We start from the raw sequence: 1,892 nt of genomic DNA, 5'->3' as shown, positions 1-1,892 counted from the left end.
TGGGGGCGCAGATGGGGTATAGGTTTTCTCCTATGTTTACCGTTGATTCTGCCCTTCAGCTTTACCGAAAGCCCCTCTTCGAATTGATTTTTGAGGCTCACAGTATTCATCGTGAACATCACGATGAAAATCACGTGCAAAAATGCAGTTTGCTCTCCATCAAAACCGGGGGCTGCCCTGAGGATTGCTCTTACTGCCCGCAGTCGGCCCATTATAAAACGGGACTGAAGCGTGAAAGTCTGATGGATCTTAAGGAAGTGGAAGCGGCCTTAGAGGACGCGAAAGCTCAAGGCGCGGAACGCTTCTGCATGGGAGCCGCCTGGCGCGAAATCAACGACGGTCCTCAATTTGATCAAGTGTTACAAATGGTTCGTATGGTGAAGAGTGCCGGAATGGAAGCCTGTGTAACATTGGGAATGTTGACGCCGGATCAAGCCCGACGACTCAAAGAAGCGGGCGTCGATGCTTACAATCATAACCTCGATACCTCTCGCGAGTTCTACGATAAAATCATTTCCACTCGCACTTACGACGATCGTTTGAATACTTTGAAAAACGTTCGCGAAGCGGGGATGACGATCTGTAGTGGGGGAATTTTAGGTCTCGGCGAATCCGATCGCGATCGATGTGCGATGTTAGTGGAGCTCGCAAACCTCAAGCCTCAACCCGAATCTGTCCCTATTAACTTATTGATTCCTGTCGAGGGTACTCCTTTAGCAGAGAATCAAAGTGTAGATATATTTGACCTTGTTCGTACGATCGCGGTGGCTCGGATCCTGATGCCTAAGTCTCGCGTTCGTTTATCCGCCGGTCGAATCAATTTGACTCGCGAGGGACAGGCTTTGGCTTTCTTCGCTGGCGCAAATTCCATCTTCCTCGGCGAAAAGCTACTCACCAGAGATAATCCAACAGCGACGGAAGATGAAAACTTGCTGAGCACTCTCGGCTTAAAGATGTTGGATCATGAAAACTCAGCTACCGCTCATTAACGAGCGCATTCAGAATTACGAAGCTCAATCCCTTTTGAGGAAACTGTCTTTACCTACTGGTGAAGACTTTAGCTCGAACGATTATTTAGGCTTCGCCACCGATGCGCGGCTTCAGGCTCTTGTTCAAAACAGTATAGAAACAGCTCCCTCGGGGAGCACGGGATCCCGTCTTCTGCGTGGGCACAGTCGCTGGGCCGAAGAATTAGAGAATAAACTCGCGGAATTTTCTCAGCGCGAGGCCGCATTGTTTTTACCCAGTGGGTATCAAGCCAACTTAGCTTTGCTCGCTGCCGTCCTCACTCAAGATTTTATGGTTTATTCCGACGAGCTCAATCATGCCTCGATCATCGATGGGATCAAACTGTCGGGTTGCGAGAAGAAAATTTTTAAGCACAACGACTTAGCCGATTTGCGAAGATGCTTGAGCGAAGGCACTTCTAAAAAATATAAAATCATCATTGTCGAAAGAATTTATTCCATGTCGGGAGATCACTCGCCCCTGGAGGCTTTGATCGAACTCGCGCACGAGTTTTCGGCACAACTCATTGTGGATGAAGCGCACTCCACGGGGATCGAATTACCTCTCGCCCAAGTGTATGCCGATGCGTCGGTCATCTTGGCGACCATGCATTCCGCCGGAAAAGCTCTCGGCGTATCAGGGGCCTGGATCGCTTGTGATCAAGAGCTTAAAAAATACCTGATTCAGTTTTCTCGACCGTTTATTTATTCAACAGCGCCTTCGCCTTTGGTGATGCGAGCCTTAGTGACCGCGGTCGAGTATCATCAAGAAATTTCTGAAGCGCGGGTCGCGGCCCTTAAGGAAAAGATTCAGTTTTTTAAAGAAGAAGTGAGTTATAGAATACCGGGTCTTCCTCTGTTGGGGGAGGGGCCCATATTTTTTAT

The 1,892-nt window shown here is 48.8% G+C and carries 2 protein-coding genes; both read left to right on the top strand.

What is annotated here, in order from left to right; translation table 11 throughout:
- Nucleotides 1–989: biotin synthase BioB (bioB, locus tag K2Q26_09860; protein ID MBY0315813.1), on the top strand; the 989-nt coding region annotated here is incomplete at its 5' end.
- A partial coding sequence (locus K2Q26_09855) for a pyridoxal phosphate-dependent aminotransferase family protein (protein MBY0315812.1) occupies nt 964–1,892 on the top strand: 929 nt, incomplete at its 3' end. The genes bioB and K2Q26_09855, both read left to right, overlap by 26 nt.

This window comes from Bdellovibrionales bacterium (assembly GCA_019750295.1).
Lineage (GTDB): Bacteria > Bdellovibrionota > Bdellovibrionia > Bdellovibrionales > JAGQZY01 > JAIEOS01.
Note: the sequence above shows the minus strand (reverse complement) of the source record. Positions and strands in the feature narration are given on the sequence as shown.